Below are 16876 nucleotides of genomic sequence, written 5' to 3'. Positions count from 1 at the left end.
GGGGCGTGGTCGGATGCGCAAAGTCTAAAAGCTAATTTGACGGGTTCGTCAAAATTTGCCGTCGTCTCAGGGTTCCTACCAGCGGCATCAGCTGCACCGAAAGAATGCACGCCAGCATCAGCCCGCAGCCCAGCCAGCCCGCCGCGTTCAGGTGCTCGTTGAGCAGCAGATGGCCGAACGTGGCGGCGAACAGCGTCTCGGACGACAGGATGATGGCCGCGTCGGCGGCATGCGCGTAGCGCTGCGCGATGACCTGGCCCGTGAAGGCCACGCCGACCGACAGCACGCCGGTGTAGAGGATGGGCCCGGCGGCACTGACGAGGCCTTGCCAATGCAGTGGCTCGGTGGCGAGTGCGGCCAGCAGCGACAGCAGCCCGCAGACCGCGAACTGCCCGCAGGCCACGAGGAAGGGCGCGCCCATGCGGTCCGCCCAGCGGCCGACCATCAGCACGTGGAAGGCCCACGGCAGCGCCGAGGCGATGACCCACAGGTCGCCCAGCCCGACCCGCAGCTCATGCGCGCCCGACAGCAGGAACGCGCCCGCCAGGCAGCCGAAGGCCGCCGGCCACACGGACCAATGCGCCACCTGGCGCAGCAGCGCCCAGGCCAGCACCGGCACCAGCGGCACGTAGAGCGCCGTCAGGAAGCCGGCGTTGGTGACGCTGGTGAACTGGATGCCGACCTGCTGCATGACGGCGCCCAGCGTCATCAACACGCCCAGGCCGGCGATGTGCAGGGCATCCACGCGGCCCAGCGGCCGGCCCGCGCGGCCCAGGCGCCGCCATTCGAGCACCGCCAGCGGCAGCACGACGGCGGCGCCGATCAGGAAGCGAACGCCGGTGAAGAGCAGCGGGCCGACGTCGGCCATGCCCTGGTTTTGCGCAACGAATGCGGAGCCCCAGATCAGCGCGACGAGGGTCAGGAGGAGGTTGGCCTGCAGGCGGGTCATGGGGCGAGGAGGGCGGCCAGTTCGGCGTCGTCGAAGCCGGCGGCACGGCGGGCTTCCAGGTTGAAGGGCGCGCGCAGCCGCGGGGCCTGGTGGCGGGCTGCCAGCTCGGCGTAGGTGGCGATGGGGTCGAGCCCGCGCTGCTCGCACAGGAAGCGGTACCAGCGGTTGCCGGCCAGCACATGGCCGATCTCGTCGCGCAGGATGATGTCGAGGATGGCGCCGGCGCGGTGGTCACCGGCACCGACGAGCTTGGCCCGCACGGCGGGCGAGGCGTCCAGCCCGCGGGCTTCGAGCGTGCGCGGCACCAGCGCGATGCGCGCGAGCAGGTCGTGCCGGGTGCGCTCGGCCATGTCCCACAGCGCGTTGTGCGCGTCGAAGTCGCCGTAGTCGAAACCCAGCGTCAGCAGGTGGTCGCGCAGCAGCGTGAAGTGCGTGGCTTCCTCCTGCGCGATGCGCAGCCAGTCGCGGTAGAAGGCCTCGGGCATGCCGGGGAAGCGCCAGCAGATGTCCAGCGCCAGGTCGATGGCGTTGAGTTCGATGTGGGCGATGCTGTGCACCAGCGCTGCGATGCCGGCGGGCGTGCGCATCGACGGCGGCTTGAGCCGGATGTGCTCGACGAGCTGCGGGCGCGGCGGGCGGCCGGGGATGCCGGCGGGGGCGTCGATGGCCGCCTCGGTGTCGACGGGCAGGTCGCGCGCGAGCGCCAGCGTGGCAGCGGCCTTGGCGGGGGCATCGGCGATCAGGAGCGGGCCGAGCGTGGCCAGGCGAAGGTCGGACATCCGCGCAATTTTAGAATCGCTGGTTTTGACGGGAGGGCCGCGATGGCGATCTACCAGCTCGACGAGCACATGCCCGACGTGGCCGACTCGGCATACGTGGCCGACAGTGCCGAGGTCATCGGCCGCGTGACGCTGGGCGCGGACGTCAGCGTCTGGTTCAACGCGGTGCTGCGTGGCGACAGCGAGACGCTGACCATCGGTGCGGGCAGCAACATCCAGGACGGCGCGGTGCTGCATGCCGATCACGGCTTCCCGCTGGTGCTGGGGCAGAACGTGACGGTGGGCCACCAGGTCATGCTGCACGGTTGCACGGTTGGCGACGAAAGTCTGATCGGCATCGGCGCCGTGCTCTTGAATGGTTCGCGCATCGGCCGCAACTGCGTCGTTGGTGCGGGGGCGCTGGTGACGGAGGGCAAGGTGTTCCCTGACGGCAGCCTCATCGTCGGCGCGCCGGCGCGTGTCGTGCGCGCGCTGACGCCCGAGCAGATCGATGGCCTCAAGGCCAGCGCCCTCCATTACGTGAACAACGGCCGCCGCTATGCCAGCGGCCTGAAGAGAATCCGATGAGCGAATTGCACAAGTTCCTGTTCGATGGCCTGCCCGTGCGCGGCATGCTGGTGCGGCTGACCGACTCCTGGCGCGAGGTGCTGGCCCGCCGCGAGCCGGGGCAGGCCTACCCGACCGAGTTGCGCAACATGCTCGGCGAGATGAGCGCGGCGGCCGTGTTGATGCAGGCCAACATCAAGTTCAACGGCGCGCTGGTGCTGCAGGTCATGGGCGACGGCCCCGTGAAGCTCGCGGTCGCGGAGTCGCACCCCGATCTGTCGTTCCGCGCCACGGCCAAGTGCGTCGGCGAGGTGCCGGCCGGGGCGACGCTGGAGGCCATGGTCAACGTGCACGGCCAGGGCCGCTGCGCGATCACGCTGGACCCCAAGGACAAGTTCCCCGGCCAGCAGCCCTACCAGGGCATCGTGCCGCTGCATGGTGACCGCCGCGAGCCGCTGAAGCAGGTCAGCGAGGCGCTGGAGCACTACATGCTGCAGTCCGAGCAGTTGGACACGCGCCTCGTGCTGGCGGCCAACGGTGACATCGCGGCCGGCCTGCTGATCCAGCGCCTGCCCGTCGAGGGCGAAGGCAACCTGGCGGGCCGCCGCAACGAGGACGACATCGGCCTGTCGGAGGCGTTCAACCGCATCGCCATCCTGGCCGGCACCTTGACGGCCGAAGAACTGCTGACGCTGGATGCCGACACCATCCTGCGCCGCCTGTTCTGGGAGGAAACCGTCACGCGCTTCGAGCCGCAGGCGCCACGTTTTGCCTGCACCTGCTCGCGCGAGCGCGTCGGGCAGATGCTGCTGGGCCTGGGCCGCGAGGAGGCCGACGACGTGCTGGCCGAGCGCGGCGACATCGAGATCGCCTGCGATTTCTGTGGCCGGCACTACCGCTTCGATGCCGTGGATGTGGGCGCGCTGTTCGCGCCGCCCGGGCGCCAGCCCGATGGCGCCGACGCCACGCTGCAGTAGCCCTGTGCGGGGCCATGGCCCCGTCATGTGTTCTGAGGATGCTTTCGCCCTTGGCGATTGACGCCTCCCTGGCGAGCTGAGAGTGTCGCCCCTGGCCCTGTGTTTGCAGGGACGGAGGCGACATTGGCGGACAAGCTCGGCATTGGCAACATCCCTTGGACCAGCATCGCTGTGCTTGCGGCTTTCGTGGCCAGCACGCAGTTGGTGCCTCATGCGTTCGAGCCGTTGCGGCCGGCCGAGAAGGCCCGGGCGCAGGTGCCGCTGGACCCCGATCTCGACGTCAACGCGCGGTTGTGGGAAGACCCGTTCGCTGCCGTGCGCCGCTATGAAGCCGAGCGTGCCGAACGCTGCGAACGCGTGCGCAAGCAGGCCTCGGCGCCACAGGGGGTCGACTGCCTGGCGCATGTCGACGACGTGCGCGACCCGCAGCGTCTCCTTGCCCGGCTGGACCGCGACCATGACCAGCGCCTGGACGACACGCTCATCATCATGGGCCTGATGCCCGGGGCCGACTTCGTCGGCGCCGAAGAAGCCCGTCGGCGCCTGCGCTATGCGACGCTGGCCGGGTTGATGGCTCAGGACTACGTGCCAGACAGCGCCGAGCGGTTGAGCCTGCTGCAGTTCGACCTGCTGCGCGGCCCGCCGCCTGCAACCGCCGCCGTGTCCAGCCCGGCTGCAGGCGATGCCAAACCGGCGGCGCGCGCGGGATGCCTCACCGACTGCTACCTCGTGCCCTACGAGATGCTGTCGGTGCGGGCGGAGCACCGGCGCAAGCCGGACGCTGGCGGTGACGGCCGGGGCGAGAAGCCGCGGCGCTACAGCCAGATCGCCTTGCTGTGGGTGGACGAGAGCGCGCTGCCGCAGCGCAAGCTCGATGCGCTGGCGCGTTTGACGCGTCAGTTGATCGGCGCGGCCGTCATTTCGCAGGAGGCGCTGAGTGAGGCGACGTTGAACGGTACGGCCTCGCGACGCATGCCCAGCCTGGCGGTCATCGGCCCGTCGTCCACCGATGCACTGCGCGCCGCGCTCATGGACCTGCGTTGTGCGGCCGATCGCAAGCATTTCGCGCGGGCGCCCGCCAGCCCGGCCGCGAGCGCCGCCGCTGCCCGCTGCAGCTCCGGTGTGGCGGGCGATGGCGCAGCGGCCTTGCCGGATGACCTGGCGGATGGCTATCGCCTGCTGTCCAGCGCCGAGTTCTACAACTCGTCGTCCACGGCGCCCAACAGCATGATCGGCGAGCTCAGCGACCAGAAGCTCGACGCGTTCGTGACCGACCAGTTCAACCGCATCACCGACGCCAACCCGGCACGTCCGGTGCCCATGCTGCGCACGATCGGCAATGACGCCGATCTCATCAAGCGTCTCGTCAACGAGTTGGTGCTGCGCCTGCCGCGTGAGCCCAGGCGGGTCGTCATCGTGGCGGAGCGTGACTCGCTGTATGCGCAGGCGCTGGTCAGCGAGCTCCGTTACCGGCTGCGGGACAGCCGCTCGGCTGAGCAACTGCAGAGGATCGAGGTCATCTATTTCTTCCGTGGCCTGGACGGGGTGACGACCCGCGATGCGAGCGCGGCCGCCGCCCCCGGTGCTGGTTCCAAGAACGCGCCGCTGGAATGGCCGGAGAGCCGCGACCAGCTCGACTACCTGCGCCGCATGGGCGCCGACCTCAAGCGCAGCGAGACCGACCCGAACCGTCTGCCGATCGGCGCCATCGGCATCTTCGCCAACGACGTGCACGACAAGCTGCTTGTGCTGCAGGCCATGCACGAGGACTTTTCCGATCGCATGTTCTTCACCACCGACATGGACGCGCGCTACCTGCATCCCCGCACGCAGGCCTTTACGCGCAATCTCGTCGTGGCCAGCAGCCTGCCCCTGGCCTTCTACCCGCCAGCGCCCGGCGCGTCGGCGGTCGATCTGCAGGCCGGCACGCCGCCGTTTCGAGATATCTATCAGGTCAGCACCTACGCGGCCGCGCGACGCACGGGTTGTCGCAGCGAGAGTTGCAAGCGCGAGGAGCGCCTGGCGCTGGAGCCGGTGCTGCAAAAGCCGTCGATGTATGAGATCGGGCGATCCAGCGCCGTGCCGCTGTCGGGGTATGCGCTGGAGGCCGGCCCGCCGCGGCCTGACGCGGGGCGAACTGCCCTGGCTGCATTGATGGTGGTGGTCATGGGCGTCGTGCTGCTGGTGTGGCCGTCCACGCCGTCGATGCGGCAGGCTAGGCAGGCGTTTCTGCGCGAGCCCACGGCAGTCAACCAGCCGCACATGGACATGACGTCGATCGTCCTCGTCGCGCTGCATGCCGGGCTGTTCGCCTACGTGCTGGCGAGTCTGATCGAGTTCCTCCGGCCCTCGCAGCTGGGGTTCGTCCAGGCCTTGCTGCTCGCCAGTCTGGCCGCGTTCGGTGCGCTGCTGGCGGTGCTGCCCGCGTTGTTGCAGGCCCGGCGCGAGCTGCCTGCGCCGCCTGATCAGCCTGCCCGGGTCGACCGTCTGCACTTGATCGTCGTGCTGTTCGTCGTGGCCTTGTGGGTGTGGCTGGCCTGGCCGGTGGGCGGCTGGCGCGCGGCCGTCCTCTGCGAGAGCTGCGAGCCCGTCACCTGGGTGGAAGGTGTCAGCGCCTGGCCGTCGCACCTGATCCACCTGCTGGCGCTGTTCGCCATTCTGTGGGCCCTGGACTGGGCGTGGGCTGACACGGTGGAGCAGTTGCGTCGTGATGCGGACTGGCTGCGGCTGCCTCGCGCCATGCCCGCGCCCATGGTGCGCAACGACCTGCGCCTGCTCGTGGGCGGCTGGTTCGAGCATGTCAGCGTGCTCTTCTGGCGCAGCGGTGTCGGCTACAGCTGCGACTTTCAGCAGCTCTGGAAGGAATACGGTGAGCGCGGCGAGGCAAGGCCGCGCGCGGCACGCACGCTGGTGTGGTTCGCCTTGACCGTCTGCTGCGCGGCGCTGCTGTTCATGTGCCTGTCGGAGGGGCAGATTCCCGCCGTGCCGGTGCGCGGTGACGAGCACCGGCAGATGGTGACGGTCACGCTCTACGCCATCTTGTTGCTGCTGCCATTGCTCATCGTGGCTGTGGCGGATGCAACCGTGTTGCTGCTGCGTTTCGTGCGTCATCTCAACGCCGGCCGCAGCTTCTATCCGGAGGCCACCGTCGAGATGTTCGCCAAGGGCCTGGGCGAGGAGCACAAGGCCTTGTGGTCGCAGCGCTTCTGCGGTCGGCCTGAAGAGCGTGGCAGGGACGGCGGAGGCTTTGCCGTGCATACGCTGCTGGACGACTGGATCGACGTGCAAGTCGTCGCCCGACGCAGTGCGACGGTGGCGCGGCTGGTGATCGGCCCCTTCGTCGTGCTGGCGCTGCTGGTGGTGGCGCGTAGCCGGCTCTTCGACAACTGGGCGTTGACGACGGCGGTCGCCGTGGGGGTGAGCTGTTATGTGCTGGCGTTGATCGGCCTGACGTTGCTGCTCAAGCAGTCCGCCGAGGCCACGCGCCGTCGCGCGCTCGAATCCATGCAGGCCGACCTGCGCTGGCTGGCGGGCAGCGGCAAGCCGCTGAGCGACCTGGTGGAGCCTTTCAAGCGCCTGATCGCCCAGGTCGAGAACAACCAGCAGGGCGCCTTCGCTCCATTCTTCGACCAGCCGCTGCTGAAGGCGATGCTCGTGCCGCTGGGCGGCGCCGGTGGCACGCAGTTGTTCGACTATTTGCTGCTCGGGCGTTGACGGCGAGACACGCTCCGGGGCGCGCGCGCTGGCGGGAAGCCGTGCGTCACGTCCGCATCGCAGGAGTCCGCGCAGGCCCGTGGGACGCGCTCAGGCAACCGGGCGGTGCGGCATCAGGCCGGCGCCTGCAGTGCCCGTAGCGCGCCGGAGAGACGCTCGTCGTCGCTGCCGGCGATGTCGGTCCAGGGGAGGGCGTGCCGGGTCATGGCGTCGCGCAGCCGGGCATCGAAGCGCTCGCGCACCGCCGGGCCGTCACGCAGGATGCCGTCGGCCTGCCAGGGCAGGTCGGGCGCGCACAGCAGCGTCAACTGGCAACGGCGCTGAAAGGCCACGGCACCGGCGGTCAGCGAGTCGTCGCTGAAATAGTGCTCGCTGCACAAGGCCGTGATGAGCGGTGTCGTGTCGCAGAAGACCAGGGCATGCCGCTGCGCGGCCACTTCGATGCGCCGCGCCTGCTCTGCGGCGATGGCCGCCTGTTCGTGGCGTTCGGGCGTGCGGGCGTGCGTGTCGCACCATTCGCGCAGATATTCGGTCACGAGGCCGGCGTTGAAGCGCCTCGCCAGTGTCTCGGCCAGCGTGGACTTGCCGGTGCATTCGGCGCCCACCAGCGCCACGATGCGGCTCATGCCCGCCGCCATGCGCGCCAGCCGAGCACGCTCATCGGGATGAAGGCCGCGTACAGGACCACGGTCAGCCAATAGCCCTTCAGCCCGAACAGCACGACGCTGACGGTGTTGACGACGATCCAGGTTGGCCAGTTCTCTTCATACTTGCGTGCGAGCAGCCATTGGCCCAACAGGCTCGCGACGGTGGGGAACGCATCCCAGTAAGGCAAGGGGCTGTCTGTGAACCGGGCGAGGAACAGGCCCAGCAGCGGCCAGGCACCGAGGGTGAACGCGGTCGGTGCGATGAGGCCGCGCAGGCCCAGCCGGCGCACGGTCAGCAGCTCGCCGCTGCTCGTGCGGCCGAAGCGCCACTGCCACGCCCCCCACAGGGCCAGCGCGGCGAAGACGAGCTGCAGGCCCGCCTCGCCGTACAGCTTGCCGTCCAGGAACAGCGCGAAATACAGCAGCGATGCGATGAACGCGAGCGGCCAGGCCAACGGATGGACGCGCATGTTGCAGACGACCATCCACACGGACAGCACGAACGCTGCCAACTCCAGCCAGGTGATGGGGCTGCCAAAAGCAGTGAAGGCCGGCGCCAGCAGCGCCGACCACAGTGTCATGAGCATCAGGGCTTGGGGCTGGAGGCGGCCAGCGAAGCGGTTCTGGCGCCCGAGATGGGCACGAAGACCTCATCGGGCTTGATCATGCCCAGCTCAAAGCGGGCCTTCTCTTCCACCATCTCCAGGCCTTCGCGCAGGTCGCGCAGTTCGGCCTGCAGCTGCGCGTTGCGCAGGCGGGCCTGTTCGTTGTCCGCCTGTGCGGCAGCCACCTCCTGCCGGAGGTGGGCCACGTACGGCACGCTGCCCCGGCCCACCCAGAGCTGGGCTTGGATGGCGATCAGGAAGATCACCAAAACGGCAGCAAGTGCTTTCATGTCAAAGCGTCCTCGGCCCACGAGGCGAGCCAAGGGCCGGGCCGCTCCCAAGCCGGCCCGCCGTGGCGAAGCGCTGCGGCACACGCCGCAGCGCGGTCCCAGACCAGGCTCGCCTGCGTTCAGCAAGGCGAGGATGGGCGAGGAGCCTGGTCACTTCACTTCAGGTTGTAGAACGCAGCGCGGCCGGGGTAGGCGGCGATGTCGCCCAGGTCTTCCTCGATGCGCAGCAGCTGGTTGTACTTGGCCATGCGGTCCGAGCGCGACAGCGAACCCGTCTTGATCTGGCCCGCGTTCAGGCCCACGGCGATGTCGGAGATGGTGCTGTCTTCCGTCTCACCCGAGCGGTGCGAGATGACGGCCGTGTAGCCCGCGCGCTTGGCCATCTCGATGGCGGCGAAGGTTTCCGTCAGCGTGCCGATCTGGTTGATCTTGATCAGGATCGAGTTGGCGATGCCCTTCTCGATGCCTTCCCTCAGGATCTTGGTGTTGGTGACGAACAGGTCGTCGCCGACGATCTGCACGTTCTTGCCCAGGCGGTCGGTCAGGATCTTCCAGCCGTCCCAGTCACCCTCGGCCATGCCGTCTTCGATCGAGATGATGGGGTACTTGTCGACCCACGTGGCCAGCATGTCGGTCCACTGCTGCGAGGTCAGCTGGATGCCGCCTTCGCCGTCGAGCACGTACTTGCCGTCCTTGTAGAACTCGCTGGCGGCGCAGTCCAGGCCGATGGCGATCTGCTCGCCGGCGGTGTAGCCGGCCTTGGCGATGGCGTCCAGGATCAGCTGGATCGCGGCCTCATGGCTCTCGACGCTGGGCGCGAAGCCGCCTTCGTCGCCCACGGCGGTGGAGATGCCCTTGTCGTGCAGGATCTTCTTCAGTGCGTGGAACACCTCGGCGCCCCAGCGCAGCGCTTCGCGGAAGCTCGGCGCGCCCACGGGAATGATCATCAGCTCCTGCAGGTCCAGCGAGTTGTTCGCGTGGGCGCCGCCGTTGATGACGTTCATCATCGGCACGGGCAGTTGCAGGCCGCCCATGCCGCCGAAGTAACGGTACAGGGGCAGGCCGGATTCCTCGGCGGCGGCGCGGGCCACGGCCATGGAGACTGCCAGCATCGCATTGGCGCCCAGGCGGCTCTTGTTGTCGGTGCCGTCCAGGTCGATCAGCGTCTTGTCCAGGAAGGCCTGCTCAGAGGCGTCCAGGCCCAGCACGGCTTCGCTGATCTCGGTGTTGATGTGCTCGACGGCCTTCAGCACGCCCTTGCCCAGGTAGCGGCTCTTGTCGCCGTCGCGCAGCTCGATGGCTTCACGGCTGCCGGTCGACGCACCCGACGGTACGGCCGCGCGACCCATGACGCCGGACTCCAGCAGCACGTCGCACTCCACGGTGGGGTTGCCGCGGCTGTCGAGGATCTCTCGGCCGACGATGTCAACGATGGCGCTCATTCAGTATCTCCAGGAAGTGAAAAATTCGGGCGGGCGCAGTGTGCCTAAGGACAGTTACGGTGTCAGAACAAGCGACCGTGGCTGGCGCCGCAGTTTAAGTGCTGGTGTCGACCGCCGGCCCCTGGCGCCACAGCCGCCAGGTCAGCGCCGCGAGCGCGGCCACGCCCAGGCCTAGCACGGCCCACAGCAGAAGCCGGCGCGGCGGCAGCGCGGGTGGGGCCGGTGCAGCTGCCGCCGGCTGAGCAACGAATTCACCCACGCGGGCCCGGCCCAGGCGTGCCTGCTCGGCCGGCCAGTCGGGAACGACGTCCGGCAGCGGCCGCGGGCCGGCCTCGGGCGATGTCACTCCGACCTCCAGGCTGAAGGGCGGCTGGCCCTGGACCGCCCAGACCAGCCGTGGCGTGCGGGTGGTCCAGCTGAGTTGCAGGGTGCCATTTGGCGGCATGGCGGTGCCGCGCGGCGGCAGCAGGCGCACCTCGCTGACGGCCAGTGTCAGCGGCACGGCGGGTGCGGCATCAGCCGGCGCAGTGCCCCGGTCGACACGGTAGAACACCGCGCGGGCCACGGTCTGCCACGGCGCATGCGGGTCGGCGCGCGTCTGCACCTGGACGGGCAGCACCCAGGTACCCTGGCTGCCGCTCAGCGCAAGACTCATCAGCGGTTGCGGGCCGCCCAGCGGAATGACCCAGCCGCCGTCGGCGTCCGGCGCGGGCAGCGGCGCCGTGCGCGCCGTGTGCGAAGGGGGGAGGCCGCTGGGCTGCCAGGCCAGCGTGGCGGCGTCAGGCTTCACGGCACGGGCCGCGTCGTCCCACAGCAGTCGCAGGTAGCGCTGCGGCGAACCGGGCAGGTCCAGCGACGGTTGCGTCAGCGGTGCGCCGTCGGCGGTGTGCACGCCGAGCAGCTGGCCGGTGCCGAGCGGCCGCCAGGTCTGCAGGTCAGCGCTGGTTTCGAGCCGGTAGCCCGCCTGGAACGGTGCAGCGTCCGCGGGCCAATGCAGTCGCAGTCGGGCTGGTGCCCCTGGCCAGCCGGGCGGCTCGCCCAGGTCCACCAGCCACCCCGCTGGCGCGCGGACCGCGGGTGTCGGGGCGTGGCTGGCAGACGCGGCGGCGACTGGCGGCGGCAGCGCGAACAGCGGGACCGCGCGGTCCGCTGGCGCGACGGGGCCTTCGTCGGGCTGCAGGGCGAAGGGCACGCGGCGGCCGCTGGCGTCGAGCAGCTGCCAGTCCTGCAGATCGGCGCGCCGGCCGTACCGCCAGGCGTCACTGCCCACCTCCAGCGCGAGGAATGGGGCCGGCTGCGTGACCTGGACGGGGGCCCGGTAAGGCGTTGCGCCGGCCGACGCGCAGGCCAGGACGAGCAGCCACTCAGCGCGGCGATGGGCCATGACGTGCGTTTCCAGTCGTTCCAGGCAGCGGGGCGACATAGCCGATGACCAGCATCAACACCCCCACGCCGATGAAGGACACGATGCGCAGCACCGTGCCGCTGCCCTGAAGGTCGAACAGCATCAGCTTGAGCACCACGGCGCCCAGCAGCACGGCGCCCGTCAGCCAGGGCGCGCGCTGCTGGCGCCGCGTGCCGAGCAGCATCAGCACCAGCGCCAGCGCGCTCCACAGCAGCGCCAGGCCCGTCTGCACGCCGCGCGAGGCCAGCCAGCCGGAGACGTGGTAAGGCACGCCGCCCCAGTGGTGGAAGCTACGCACCAGCATGCCGTTGAGCCACAGGAAGCCCAGCGCGGCGGGCAGTGCCAGCGCCTGAGACGGCAGGCGCAGCGCGGCGGCGGCCGGGCTGCGCAGCCAGGCCACGACGGCCAGCAAGGCGGCGGCGATGCCCAGGTCCAGCGGACTCAGCACCGGTACATAGGGCAGCGGCCTGGCGTCGCCTGCGCTGCCCCAGTTGGCGATGAGGGTCCAGGCCGCCAGCGCCAGGCTCAAGGCGGCGCCGCCGGCCTGCGCGTAGGCCGCCGGTGCCAGCCGCAGCGGCCAGACCTGTTGCGGTGGCGCGCGGCGCTGCTGGTGCAGGATGGCGGCGAGCAACAGCGCCGGCACCGCCAGCCAGCCCAGCCAACCCCAGGCACTGCCGGGGTCGCCGAGGTCGGCCGTCCAATGGCGGGCCTGCAAGGCGCCCAGCAGGGCGAACGCCAGCAGGCTGCCGGCGTGCGTGGCCTGCCGCACGGGCGCGGGCCAGTGCGGCGCCGTCTGCGAAAGCACGCAGGCCTGCGCAAGCCAGGCCAGCGGCAGCGCCCACCAGCCGCCGGCCAGCAGCGGCGCGCCATGCAGCGCGGTGCCCACGACGCCGAGCAGCGTCCAGGCCGGCAGCAGCAAGGCCGTGGGCCAGGCGACGACCGGCCAGCGCCACCGCGCCTGCAAGCCCAGCAGCACGGCGCTGACGGCGGCAGCGCACGCAACGCTGGCCGCCCAGGCCTGCGCAGCCGGTACCCATTGCACATGCACGATGGCCGCCGCTGCGACGAGCCAGGCCGTGCCCCAGCCCACCAGCGCCGCTGCCAGCCCGGCATGCCAGGCGCGGGCCAGGTTGCGGCCGAGCAGCCGTGCGCCGGCCAGCCCGGCTGCCGCGATCAGCACGGCGTTCAGCAGTTGCGACGCGGCCCCAGGTCCTGCGAACCCCTTGTTCGCCATGGCCATCGTGAGCGTGAGGCCGCCCAGGGCCATCAGCGCCAGGCCGCTGGCAAGCACGCGCAGCCGCCCCTGCCGCAAACCGAGCCAGAGGGCGCCCAGTCCCTCCAGCGCCCAGGCGCCCGCGGTGGCCTCGGCACTGAGGGCGAATGGAATGACCAGCGTGCCGAACACGGCGCCCAGCGCGATGAAGGCCTCGAACACCAGTGCATGCGCGGCGCGCTGGCGGGCCCAGGCAGCCAGCCCGATGTAGGCGCTGCCAGCCAGCAGCGCCGCCAGCGCAATGGCCATGGCATCGGGCTTGAGCAGTGCGTACTGCAACGCCGCGCCGAACACGGGCACGCCAAAGAGCATCGAGGCCTGCAACCAGTGTTCCGGCGTCTGCGCGCGCCGGCCGGGCATCAGCAGCACGGCCGTGAACAGCAGCCAGAAGGCGATGAGGAAGGCCTGGGCGACGGGATAGTCGGCGGCCGTGTAGCTGGTCAGCCCCCAGGCCGTGGCGATGAGCGACGTGAAGCCGAAGGCGATGAGGTTCAGGCGCGGCCAGTGCTTGAACCAGGCCACCAGCGCCACGCCCAGGCCGAGCACGAAGTCGTAGCCCAGCAGCGTCGCGATGGCGCCGCCGCCGCTGGACAGCAGCAATGGCGTGGCGTACCCGCCCAGCGTGCCGACGACGGCCAGCGCCTGCGCATCCTGGCGCACCGCCAGCAACGCGGCCAGCAGCGAGGCGGCCAGCATCAGCGCGAACACCAGGCCCACCGGCTGCAGCCCGGCCAGCTTCGCTGCGGCGAACAGCGTCAGGTAGACCACCGCGACGCCGCCGCCCTGCATCAGCAGCCCGTAGGCGCGCGAGCGCGATCGCAGCCGCCAGCCGATGGCCAGCAGCGCGAGGCCGGTGGCGCCGATGCCGGCGAGGCGAACCTCCAGTGGCACCGTGACGTTCTCCGCTGCGAAGCGTGCCAGGAACACCAGGCCCAGGAACAACATGGCCAGGCCCACCTTGACGATGGTGTTGGCCGCCGCGAGCCGCTGGGCCCAGGCCGGCATGGGCAGCGGCCGGCGCGGGGGTGAGGGCGCGCGCGCTGCGGCGGGCGTTGGTGGGGCGGGCGTCGTGGCCGCTGCCGGCGGCAAGGTGACCGGCGGCCGGGCTGCCGCTTCGGGCCTGGGTATGGGCAAGGGCGCCGACATCGGCACCGGTGCCGGCATCTCAGCGGGCTCGACGGATGGGCGAGGCTCGGCGGTCGGCCGCACGGGCATGGCCGGGCGTGCGGCGAGCTGCTGCTCGAGCTTGTCAATGCGCCGGCCTTGCTGCAACTGCTGCCAGACCAGCCATCCGCACAGAGCGCCGAGCAGCGCGCCCGGGAAACTTTCCGTGATCAGGCCGCCCAGCAGCAGCCCCAGCAGCAATGCGACGAGTGCCATCGGGTCAGGCGCCTTCCACCAGCATCAGCGGCCGCCGGTCGTCCTCTTGCCCGGCCTGGCCGGTGAGCTTGAAGTTGGCGACGATGCACGCAGCAGACATGTGAGCCTCAGAGCAGTGGGGGCGTTGGCCGTGCGCCCGGCTGCTCAAGGAGCAGCGGGCCGGCTTGGTGACTGTAGACGGCCACCGGCAGCCCTGGCGGAGTGCCCGTGCGCAGGGGCCGCACGGGGGCAGGGCGTGGCGATCCCTGCGCGATCAGCAGGAGAAGTCGTTTTCCAGCAGCGGCTGCTGCTTGACGACGCGGTCCAGCGCGACGAGCTGCGTCAGCAGCGTCTTCATGTGCTTGAGCGGCACCGCGTTGGGGCCGTCGCTGAAGGCCTCGGCCGGGTTGGGGTGGGTCTCCATGAAGAGGCCCGCCACGCCCACGCCCACGCCGGCACGCGCCAGCACGGGCACCATCTCGCGCGCGCCGCCGCTGGTGCCGCCCAGGCCACCGGGCTTCTGCACCGAGTGCGTCACGTCGAACACCACCGGTGCGCCCGAGTTGCGCATCTCGGCCAGGCTGGTCATGTCGGCGACGAGGTTGTTGTAGCCGAAGCTGACGCCGCGTTCGCACGCCAGGAAGCGGTCTTCGCTCAGGCCCACTTCCGCCGCAGCGGCACGGGCCTTGTCGATGACGTTCTTCATGTCCCACGGTGCGAGGAACTGGCCCTTCTTGATGTTGACGGGCTTGCCGCTCTGCGCCACGGCGCGGATGAAGTCGGTCTGGCGGCACAGGAAGGCCGGCGTCTGCAGCACGTCGACGACGGCAGCGACCTCGGCCACCTGCGACGCGTCATGCACGTCGGTCAGGATGGGCAGGCCGGTCTGGCGGCGCACTTCATCGAGGATCTTCAGGCCGGCTTCCATGCCGACGCCGCGCTTGCTGGTGCCCGACGAGCGGTTGGCCTTGTCGAACGAGCCCTTGTAGATCAGCGGGATGCCGAGGGAGTCGCAGGTCTCTTTGAGCAGGCCGGCGACATCCAGCGTGATCTGCAGGCCCTCGATCGAGCAGGTGCCGGCGATCAGGAAGAAGGGCTTGTCGAGGCCGGCGTCAAATCCGCAGAGTTTCATGTCAGCTCCCGCTGGGCCGCCCCAAGGGAGCGGGCGCCCCCTTGGGGGGTGGTGGACGAAGTGAGCGTGGGGGCCGGCATTTCAGGCCTCGTGCTTGTGGTTCAGCGCAGCCTTGATGAAGGCCGCGAACAGCGGGTGGCCGCCCCAGGGAGTGGACTTGAATTCCGGGTGGAACTGCACGCCGACGAACCAGGGGTGCACCTCACGCGGCAGCTCGACCATCTCGGTCAGCTTCTCGCGCTGCGTGATCGCGGAGATGACCAGGCCGGCCTTCTGCAGCCGGTCGAGGTAGTGCTCGTTGGCCTCGTAGCGGTGGCGGTGGCGCTCGGTGACGATGGGGCCGTAGATGTCGTGCGCCAGCGTGCCGGGCTTGACGTCGGAGCTCTGTGCGCCCAGGCGCATCGTGCCGCCGAGGTCGGAGTTGGCGTCGCGCTTCTGGATGCTGCCGTCGGCGTCCTGCCACTCGTCGATCAGCGCGATGACGGGGTGGGGCGTCTCGGGCTCGAACTCGGTGGAGTTCGCGCCTTCCAGGCCGGCCATGTGGCGGGCGTACTCGATGGTGGCGACCTGCATGCCCAGGCAGATGCCCAGGTAGGGCAGCTTGTGCTCGCGGGCGTATTGCGCGGCCAGGATCTTGCCTTCCACGCCCCGTTTGCCGAAGCCGCCGGGCACGAGGATGGCGTCGAACTTGCCGAGCTCGCCCACCGTCTCCGGCGTCAGCGTCTCGGAGTCGACGTACTCGATCTTGACGCCGGCATGGTTGTGGATGCCGGCGTGGCGCAGTGCCTCGTTGAGCGACTTGTACGAATCCGACAGGTCGGTGTACTTGCCGCACATGGCGATGGTGACTTCTTCCTTGGGGTTCTCGACCTCGTGGACGAGCATGTCCCAGCGCTTGAGGTCGGTGCTCTTGGTGTTGAGCTGCAGCTTGGTGCAGATGAGCTGGTCCAGCCCCTGCTCGTGCAGCACGCGTGGCACCTTGTAGATGGTGTTCACGTCCCACATCGAGATCACGCCGTACTCGGGCACGTTCGTGAACAGCGAGATCTTCTCGCGCTCGTCGTCGGGGATGCGGCGGTCGGCGCGGCACAGCAGCGCGTCGGGCTGGATGCCGATCTCGCGCAGCTTCTGCACCGTGTGCTGCGTGGGCTTGGTCTTGAGTTCGCCGGCAGCGGCGATCCAGGGCACGTAGGTCAGGTGCACGAAAGCCGTGTTCGTCGGGCCGGCGCGCAGGCTCATCTGGCGCACGGCTTCGAGGAAGGGCAGGGACTCGATGTCGCCCACCGTGCCGCCGATCTCGACGATGGCCACGTCGACGCCCTCGGCGCCGCGCTTGATGTATTCCTGGATCTCGTTGGTGATGTGCGGGATCACCTGCACCGTCTTGCCGAGATAGTCGCCGCGGCGTTCCTTCTCCAGCACCGTCTTGTAGATCTGGCCGGTGGTGAAGTTGTTGGCCTTCTTCATGCGCGTCGTGATGAAGCGCTCGTAGTGGCCCAGGTCCAGGTCGGTCTCGGCGCCGTCATCGGTGACGAAGACTTCGCCATGCTGGAACGGCGACATCGTGCCGGGGTCGACGTTGATGTACGGGTCCAGCTTGATGAGGGTGACTTTGAGGCCGCGCGATTCGAGGATGGCAGCCAGGGAGGCCGACGCGATGCCCTTGCCCAAGGAGGACACCACACCGCCGGTGACGAAGACGTATTTGGTCATGTCTTGCAGCAGCCCAGAACAGGCTGCTGTGGTGGGAAATGATGA

13 protein-coding genes are annotated in these 16876 nt (G+C 69.8%); 3 read left to right on the top strand and 10 right to left on the bottom strand.

The window, feature by feature from the left end; translation table 11 throughout:
- Positions 1-31: 31 nt before the first annotated feature.
- Positions 32-949, bottom strand: coding sequence for a DMT family transporter (locus tag ACG00X_RS04280; RefSeq protein WP_394486736.1), 918 nt, complete (start codon positions 947-949; stop codon positions 32-34).
- Entirely contained in the window at positions 946-1728 is a 783-nt protein-coding gene (locus tag ACG00X_RS04275; RefSeq protein WP_394486735.1) for a ferritin-like domain-containing protein, read from the bottom strand. The genes ACG00X_RS04280 and ACG00X_RS04275 overlap by 4 nt, the downstream gene beginning before the upstream one ends.
- A 42-nt stretch (positions 1729-1770) precedes the next feature.
- Between ACG00X_RS04275 and ACG00X_RS04270 the strand changes: the two genes are divergently transcribed.
- The 3 genes from ACG00X_RS04270 to ACG00X_RS04260 all read left to right on the top strand — a co-directional run bounded on the left by ACG00X_RS04270 (position 1771) and on the right by ACG00X_RS04260 (position 6965).
- On the top strand, positions 1771-2295 hold the full coding sequence (locus tag ACG00X_RS04270) for a gamma carbonic anhydrase family protein (RefSeq protein WP_394486734.1): 525 nt from the start codon (positions 1771-1773) through the stop codon (positions 2293-2295).
- Positions 2292-3251, top strand: coding sequence for an Hsp33 family molecular chaperone HslO (gene hslO / locus ACG00X_RS04265; RefSeq protein WP_394486733.1), 960 nt, complete (start codon positions 2292-2294; stop codon positions 3249-3251). The genes ACG00X_RS04270 and hslO overlap by 4 nt, the downstream gene beginning before the upstream one ends.
- A gap of 123 nt (positions 3252-3374) precedes the next feature.
- Positions 3375-6965 (top strand): hypothetical protein, encoded by a 3591-nt coding sequence (locus ACG00X_RS04260; protein ID WP_394486732.1) that lies wholly within the window; start codon positions 3375-3377, stop codon positions 6963-6965.
- Positions 6966-7078: 113 nt separating this feature from the next.
- Here ACG00X_RS04260 and ACG00X_RS04255 read toward each other — a convergent pair whose 3' ends face one another.
- The 8 genes from ACG00X_RS04255 to ACG00X_RS04220 form a co-directional block, all read right to left on the bottom strand.
- Positions 7079-7591: an AAA family ATPase gene (locus tag ACG00X_RS04255; protein WP_394486731.1), complete on the bottom strand. Its 513-nt coding sequence runs from the start codon at positions 7589-7591 to the stop codon at positions 7079-7081.
- Positions 7588-8193 carry a nicotinamide riboside transporter PnuC gene (gene pnuC / locus ACG00X_RS04250; RefSeq protein WP_394486730.1) on the bottom strand — a complete coding sequence of 202 codons (606 nt, stop codon included), beginning with the start codon at positions 8191-8193 and terminating at the stop codon, positions 7588-7590. Before pnuC ends, ACG00X_RS04255 begins: the two co-directional genes overlap by 4 nt.
- Positions 8194-8198: 5 nt before the next feature.
- A complete protein-coding gene (locus tag ACG00X_RS04245) occupies positions 8199-8507 on the bottom strand; it encodes a septum formation initiator family protein (RefSeq protein ID WP_394486729.1) in 309 nt (102 codons plus the stop codon).
- A 155-nt stretch (positions 8508-8662) separates the two neighbouring features.
- Complete coding sequence (eno, locus tag ACG00X_RS04240; protein WP_394486728.1) at positions 8663-9949, bottom strand: phosphopyruvate hydratase; 1287 nt, start codon at positions 9947-9949, stop codon at positions 8663-8665.
- A gap of 94 nt (positions 9950-10043) precedes the next feature.
- Positions 10044-11333, bottom strand: a complete 1290-nt coding sequence (locus ACG00X_RS04235; protein WP_394486727.1) for a DUF3999 family protein — start codon at positions 11331-11333, stop codon at positions 10044-10046.
- Positions 11314-14007 carry a DUF2339 domain-containing protein gene (locus ACG00X_RS04230; protein ID WP_394486725.1) on the bottom strand — a complete coding sequence of 898 codons (2694 nt, stop codon included), beginning with the start codon at positions 14005-14007 and terminating at the stop codon, positions 11314-11316. Before ACG00X_RS04230 ends, ACG00X_RS04235 begins: the two co-directional genes overlap by 20 nt.
- A gap of 253 nt (positions 14008-14260) precedes the next feature.
- Complete coding sequence (gene kdsA / locus ACG00X_RS04225) at positions 14261-15118, bottom strand: 3-deoxy-8-phosphooctulonate synthase (RefSeq protein ID WP_394486724.1); 858 nt, start codon at positions 15116-15118, stop codon at positions 14261-14263.
- Positions 15119-15199: 81 nt separating this feature from the next.
- A complete protein-coding gene (locus ACG00X_RS04220; RefSeq protein WP_394486723.1) occupies positions 15200-16831 on the bottom strand; it encodes a CTP synthase in 1632 nt (543 codons plus the stop codon).
- Positions 16832-16876 lie beyond the last annotated feature (45 nt).

Source organism: Pelomonas nitida (assembly GCF_043555975.1).
Lineage (GTDB): Bacteria > Pseudomonadota > Gammaproteobacteria > Burkholderiales > Burkholderiaceae_C > Pelomonas > Pelomonas nitida.
This window is presented reverse-complemented; position numbering and strand designations above follow the sequence as displayed.

Excerpts from the sequence above, each read along its gene's own strand:
- ACG00X_RS04280 (WP_394486736.1), bottom strand. The coding sequence starts at position 949 with ATGACCCGCCTGCAGGCCAACCTCCTCCTGACCCTCGTCGCGCTGATC.
- ACG00X_RS04275 (WP_394486735.1), bottom strand. The coding sequence starts at position 1,728 with ATGTCCGACCTTCGCCTGGCCACGCTCGGCCCGCTCCTGATCGCCGAT.
- ACG00X_RS04270 (WP_394486734.1), top strand. The coding sequence starts at position 1,771 with ATGGCGATCTACCAGCTCGACGAGCACATGCCCGACGTGGCCGACTCG.
- hslO (WP_394486733.1), top strand. The coding sequence starts at position 2,292 with ATGAGCGAATTGCACAAGTTCCTGTTCGATGGCCTGCCCGTGCGCGGC.
- ACG00X_RS04255 (WP_394486731.1), bottom strand. The coding sequence starts at position 7,591 with ATGAGCCGCATCGTGGCGCTGGTGGGCGCCGAATGCACCGGCAAGTCC.
- pnuC (WP_394486730.1), bottom strand. The coding sequence starts at position 8,193 with ATGACACTGTGGTCGGCGCTGCTGGCGCCGGCCTTCACTGCTTTTGGC.
- ACG00X_RS04245 (WP_394486729.1), bottom strand. The coding sequence starts at position 8,507 with ATGAAAGCACTTGCTGCCGTTTTGGTGATCTTCCTGATCGCCATCCAA.
- eno (WP_394486728.1), bottom strand. The coding sequence starts at position 9,949 with ATGAGCGCCATCGTTGACATCGTCGGCCGAGAGATCCTCGACAGCCGC.
- ACG00X_RS04235 (WP_394486727.1), bottom strand. The coding sequence starts at position 11,333 with ATGGCCCATCGCCGCGCTGAGTGGCTGCTCGTCCTGGCCTGCGCGTCG.
- ACG00X_RS04230 (WP_394486725.1), bottom strand. The coding sequence starts at position 14,007 with ATGGCACTCGTCGCATTGCTGCTGGGGCTGCTGCTGGGCGGCCTGATC.
- kdsA (WP_394486724.1), bottom strand. The coding sequence starts at position 15,118 with ATGAAACTCTGCGGATTTGACGCCGGCCTCGACAAGCCCTTCTTCCTG.
- ACG00X_RS04220 (WP_394486723.1), bottom strand. The coding sequence starts at position 16,831 with ATGACCAAATACGTCTTCGTCACCGGCGGTGTGGTGTCCTCCTTGGGC.